This is a genomic window from bacterium, assembly GCA_016873475.1.
In the GTDB taxonomy this organism is placed as follows: domain Bacteria; phylum Krumholzibacteriota; class Krumholzibacteriia; order JACNKJ01; family JACNKJ01; genus VGXI01.
This window is the reverse complement of sequence record VGXI01000212.1, coordinates 1-5,105: the sequence shown is the minus strand read 5'-3', so window position 1 is coordinate 5,105 and position 5,105 is coordinate 1. Positions and strand designations below refer to the sequence as shown.

Genomic DNA, 5,105 nt, shown 5'->3' with positions numbered 1-5,105 from the left:
GGCCATCTCGCAGAGCACGCACCCCAGGGCCCACAGGTCGCTCCGAGCATCAACCGCCTCGCTTCCAACTGCTCTGGCGCCATGTCCTGGAATGTGCCGACGATTGTCCCTTTCCCGGCCGATATCGTGGAGTGTGCAGATGTGAGGAAGGCTATGCCGGGAGATCGTGCGCGCCTCGCGCTCGAAACGAGCACGGACCCCGGGAACAGCGGTGAGATGCGGGGCGAGAACCTTGATCGCCACGTCACGAGTCAATGCCGTTGCTAGTTGAAATTCTCGGGCTCCCTGGGTTGACTCACGCTGCCTTCGCCTGATCCTGCGCCTGCAAGGCGGCCTGGAGCTTCGCGAGATGTTTGTAGCCGCTCACCTTGTGCAGCCGCTGCTCGACGTCCAACGCCGCTGCGGCAACCCAACGCTGGATCTGGTTGCTATTGCGCCAGTGGTCCACCTTGTCCGTCCGCTGGCCGATGCCCGCATTCAAGGACTCGATCACGTTCGTCGTCTTGAAGCTGCGACCCAGCTCGGTCGCCAGTCCCAGCCGCTGAAGGGTCAGGATTTCCTCCAGCCCCTCGAGCAGACTGCGCGACGCCGACTCGTTCACCAGCGCAAGCTCGCGGGCGAGGCGCTGGAGCGCCGCCTTCGCCTCCTTGTAGCCTGGCAGATCCATCGCCCGCTTCAGGCGCTTGCGCCAGGCTGCCTGCTGGCTCTTCGGCAGGTACGCGCACACGTTGCTCCGCTTATGGAAGTGACAGCGTTGCACCGCCGCCCGGCGACCGAACACCCGGCTGATCGCTTTGCGCAGGCCCTTGCCGCCATCGATGACGCACAGCAGCCCGTCCTCGTAACGCAGACCCCGCTCCACGAGGCCTTGCAGGAACTCCGCGCACGACCGCTCGTTCTCTGTCGTCGTCTGCACGAATCCCAGGACGCGCTTCTCGCCGCTGGCCAGGATGCCGATCGCCAGCACGATCGTCTCGCCTGCAAACGCCTTTCCGTCCAGGAACAGTGCGACGTACTCCTCACCGGCGAGGCTACGGTCCTGCAACGTGCGCAACCGCGACGCCGTCACCTGGATGAATCGCCGCGACACGGTCGACGAGGCCAGCCCGAAGCTCTCCGGGTCCAGTGCCGACGCGTCGCGATAGCCACGGCAGCTCAGGCCCCCCAGAATCCGCGCGAACACCAGCCGATCCGCCGCCTGCGGGCTCTGCATCCCGCGGTACGTCTCCAGCGGCACCTCGACCTGGCGCCGCCGATCCCGAACCCTCGGCACCGCGACAGGTACCTTCTGGTCCAGCAAGAAGATCGACCCAGCCTGCCGGCCCCAGCGCACCCGATCCTCCTCGCCGGCCGCCCGCTGATAGCGCGGCCCCGTCAGCTCCTCGAGCTCCCGCTGTATCTCCTTCACGAACTCCTCAAGCGCCACCGGCAAGAGCGCCTGAATCGCCCACAGCCGCCGCGACCGCTCATCGCCGTCCTGAACCACCCGCAGCAGCTTGCCCTGCGACACCTCACGCGGCTTGCGCCGCTCCGAAATCCGTACTACGCTTCTCATCAATGCTCCCTTCTTGTGACGGTCGAGACTTCGAACTCCTCGCCATCATATCGGGAGCCTTCTGAATTTCAACTAAGCCTGGCACACTCTCTACGAGCTGCTTCTCAACCAACATCTCAAGTGGTACGTGGAGCACAATCGAGCCGAGCACGTTGGGGCGAGGATCTACGAGGTCACAGGCAACCGGTGGCGCCTGACCTTCGAGGAGAAGCGGCGGATCCTCCTTCAATCCATTCGTGGTGTCGATATCGACCCCAACGCTGTTGAGGTTGCGCGGTTCAGCCTGCTCCTCCGACTGGTAGAGGACGAGACAGCAGGAGCCCTGCAGGCATACGAAAGAGCGAGGCGCGAGCCGGTGTTGCCGAACCTCGCACCGCAGATCCGGCAGGGAAACAGCCTGGTATCACATGAGGAGTTTGCCGCGTATACTCCAGGAGCAGATCCGGGTCTGGTAGACAGAGTGAGTCCTTTCACGTGGGCTCGAGAGTTTCCTGCGGAGATGAGGCGGGGTGGCTTCGACGTTATCGTGGGGAACCCGCCGTACATCCGAATCCAGAACATGGTGGCGTATTCACCCGAAGAGGTAGGGTTCTACCAGAGCCCCCGCTCTCCCTACACGACGGCCCGGGCTGACAACTTCGACAAGTACGCACTCTTCATTGAGCGGTCGCTGAGCCTGCTCGGGCCCGCGGGGCGGCTTGGGTTCATCGTGCCGAACAAGTTCATGACCCTTACGGCGGGACGCGCGGTGCGGCGGCTCCTCGCGGAAGGTCGATTGGTTGACGAGCTGGTGCACTTTGGGGCGCAGCAGGTGTTCGGAGCTGGGGCGCAGAACTACACGTGCATCCTGGTGCTCACGAAGAGTGGCGCCGCCGATGTCCGCCTCGAGCGCGTTGCCAACCTGGTGCGCTGGCGCTATGGCGAGGCCGGTGAGCGCGAGACAATCCCAGGTACCCGCCTCGGTGAGGAGGCGTGGACCATTGCCGCGAGTTCAGCACGGGCTGTATTCGACCGAATCCGGAGCGCCTGGACGGAGACCCTTGGTGATGTAGCGGACATTTTCGTCGGCGTGCAAACAAGCGCAGACGAGGTTTACATCGTAGTCGCGGAACAGGAGAACGCAGACAGCATTTCCATCACCTGGGATGGCCGCGAGTGGACACTGGAGCGGGCGATCCTGCGGCCCTGCCTGCACGATGTGCAGCTGCACGCATATGCGCGGCCGCAGCCCAACAAGTACATCATCTTCCCCTATCGACTGGGTGAGCGGAGAGCGTCGCTCATCCAGCCGAGAGAAATGCGGGCTGACTATCCCGGTGCCTGGGCATACTTGCAGGCGCGTCGCGGACAACTCGAGGTCCGAAATGTCACCGGCGGGAGTGCGAGCGAACGGCAGTTCTACCAGTACGGCCGTTCGCAGAGCCTGACTAAGTTCAACTGCGCCAAGATCATCCTTCCCATTCTGTCGCTCGAACCGCGCTACGCCTACGACGACCAGAACATCGTCGTGACTGGAGGAGGCAACGGGCCCTACTACCTCACCAAGCCCAAGGAGGGCTCGACGAGTTCCCTCTACTACCTCCTTGCCGTGCTATGCCATCCATTGAGCGAGGCGATGGTGCGCTCTAGGACAAGCGTTTTCGGCGGCGGCTACTATTCGCACGGGAAGCAGTTCATCGAGAGCTTGCCGATTCCCAGCGCTGCGGCGGAGCAGCGGCGGAGCGTTGAGGGCCTTGTGGAACGGGCAGTCAGGACGACGTCGGAAGTCTGGGAGGCACGATCCCCGGCGATTCGGGCGGCGAAGGAACGAGAAGCTGAGGCTTTGAGACTGCGCATCGAGCAAGCCATGACAGAGATCCTCGGGCTGACGGAAGAGGAGCTTGCCGTAGTTCGTGCTGTGCCCGTCCCGGCTTAGATTCTGCGAGCCGCGTGCGGCCACTGCAGACATCAGTCCGGAAGGGGATCGGCACTCGGGCGCCAGCCATTGCGGACGAGGTCGGCGAGGATCTTGTAGGAGACGAACGGCCGCTCGTAGTGGAGGAACGCATAGAAGCGGTACATCTCGACGAGAGAATCGAAGTCGTTTCGGAGGCCTTCCGGCAACCCCTCTCGAGCTTCACGGAAGGCCGGTGTGGTCGGCAGTGGTTCGCGCTTGGATTCCATGGCCCACCTTTCTAGCCCGCGAGTTCAGCCATAACCCGCTCATAGTTGGCTTGAACGTCCTCGATGCTCTCGGTTCCGTAGAGGTCCACGGTCGTCGCGGTGGACGAATGGCCGAGAATCTTCGCAAGGCTCTCGATCGAACCGCCCTTCGACTTCCATGCCCTAGCGAAGCTATGCCGGAAGAGGTGGCAGGTGAGCTGGCCCGCGTATTTCGGGTTCGGGTTCTCGACACCAGCCCGGCGGCCGGCGTCGGCAACGATCCGGTTGAGCTGGCGGACTGAAACTGCGGAGCCGCGGAGAGAGACAAAGAGCGGACCGGTCTTGCGCTTGCCGATGAGGTGCGCGAGGTCGGAGGCGAGCTCGTCGGTGATCGGGAGGACTCGGTCCTTCGATCCCTTGCCTTCGCGGACTTGGAGCCGCCGGCGCTCGAGGTCGACGTCTCGGACGTCGAGGGCCCCGAGCTCCGCGCGGCGGATGCCGGTCTGCGCGAAGGTCTTGAGAATGCACCGGTCCCGGAAGGACTCGGTGGCGTAGATCACCTTCCGGAGCGCGGCCGGATTCAGGTGATATTCGCTGTCTTGGAGCTGGTGTGTACGCGCCATGGCCTACTTCATGGATAAAGTGCCGTCGATGGCCCTCTAGTGTCTTCGTACCAGCCCGGGGGGTGGTCGTCAAGGCCGGAGATGGCCTACTCTTGGAAAAGTGGGCCATCTTGCATACAAAAAGCCCCCGGGGGAATCCCGCCGGGGGCCCGAGGAGGGCATGTCTGGCAAGCTACTTCTGCTCGATGGTGCCCCTCTCGAGGTTGATCCTGACGCCGCCGCCGACATCGATGCGCGCCTCGTACTCCTTGGGCGGATTCGGGTGGAACACGTGCGAGATGCAGATCGGCTCACCAAGCCCCACATCGATCTTGTCAACCTGGACTGCGGTGGTCTTGGTGAACTTGGCGAAATCGAAGCCGCTCGACATGACCCAACCTCCTTACTTCGACTTGTTCTCGGCGTCCTGCCGCGCCTCATCGGCAGTCCGGCCGTGACCGACCGTGCCGTCGGGCAGCGTGTGCGTGACGGGGTTCTCGACGCCCATCAGGGTGTTCGAGAACGACTCCAGGAGCCCGGGCTCCCTGGTGGTGCCTCCCGAAGAGGCGGTGTCCTTGGTGCCCATTGAAAACCTCCGCGTTTGAGACCGTTGAGCGGGGGCCTATCCTCCCGCTTGTAGATGAAGATACCCGAGTCGAACCGGCAATGCAACCTATAGATTTCGTTGTCATAGATATAGCATCTTGAAGTTGTCTTTTTGTCGGGATCAATCATCTGTATGTCAACTTTAAGGAGGCATGCTCGAGAAGAGTGGTGTTATCTTTGCATCCGAGGTGGCCAATTTT

6 protein-coding genes are annotated in these 5,105 nt (G+C 62.9%); 1 reads left to right on the top strand and 5 read right to left on the bottom strand.

Features of this window, described 5'->3' with window-relative positions:
* Positions 1-295: 295 nt before the first annotated feature.
* Entirely contained in the window at positions 296-1,555 is a 1,260-nt protein-coding gene (locus FJ251_13315; GenBank protein MBM4118686.1) for an IS256 family transposase, read from the bottom strand.
* Positions 1,556-1,682: 127 nt separating this feature from the next.
* Between FJ251_13315 and FJ251_13310 the strand changes: the two genes are divergently transcribed.
* Positions 1,683-3,470, top strand: a complete 1,788-nt coding sequence (locus FJ251_13310; protein MBM4118685.1) for a hypothetical protein — start codon at positions 1,683-1,685, stop codon at positions 3,468-3,470.
* 32 nt (positions 3,471-3,502) lie between these two features.
* On the opposite strand, the gene FJ251_13305 is transcribed toward FJ251_13310, so the two are convergent.
* From FJ251_13305 to FJ251_13290, 4 genes are all read right to left on the bottom strand, one after another.
* On the bottom strand, positions 3,503-3,718 hold the full coding sequence (locus FJ251_13305) for a hypothetical protein (protein MBM4118684.1): 216 nt from the start codon (positions 3,716-3,718) through the stop codon (positions 3,503-3,505).
* Positions 3,719-3,729: 11 nt separating this feature from the next.
* The gene (locus FJ251_13300; GenBank protein MBM4118683.1) at positions 3,730-4,320 is read right to left on the bottom strand and encodes a hypothetical protein; all 591 of its coding nucleotides are present in this window, start codon (positions 4,318-4,320) and stop codon (positions 3,730-3,732) included.
* Between the two features lie 172 nt (positions 4,321-4,492).
* On the bottom strand, positions 4,493-4,690 hold the full coding sequence (locus FJ251_13295; protein ID MBM4118682.1) for a hypothetical protein: 198 nt from the start codon (positions 4,688-4,690) through the stop codon (positions 4,493-4,495).
* 12 nt (positions 4,691-4,702) lie between these two features.
* Positions 4,703-4,885, bottom strand: a complete 183-nt coding sequence (locus tag FJ251_13290) for a hypothetical protein (GenBank protein MBM4118681.1) — start codon at positions 4,883-4,885, stop codon at positions 4,703-4,705.
* Positions 4,886-5,105 lie beyond the last annotated feature (220 nt).

Excerpts from the sequence above, each read along its gene's own strand:
- FJ251_13290 (MBM4118681.1), bottom strand. The coding sequence starts at position 4,885 with ATGGGCACCAAGGACACCGCCTCTTCGGGAGGCACCACCAGGGAGCCC.
- FJ251_13305 (MBM4118684.1), bottom strand. The coding sequence starts at position 3,718 with ATGGAATCCAAGCGCGAACCACTGCCGACCACACCGGCCTTCCGTGAA.
- FJ251_13315 (MBM4118686.1), bottom strand. The coding sequence starts at position 1,555 with ATGAGAAGCGTAGTACGGATTTCGGAGCGGCGCAAGCCGCGTGAGGTG.
- FJ251_13300 (MBM4118683.1), bottom strand. The coding sequence starts at position 4,320 with ATGGCGCGTACACACCAGCTCCAAGACAGCGAATATCACCTGAATCCG.
- FJ251_13295 (MBM4118682.1), bottom strand. The coding sequence starts at position 4,690 with ATGTCGAGCGGCTTCGATTTCGCCAAGTTCACCAAGACCACCGCAGTC.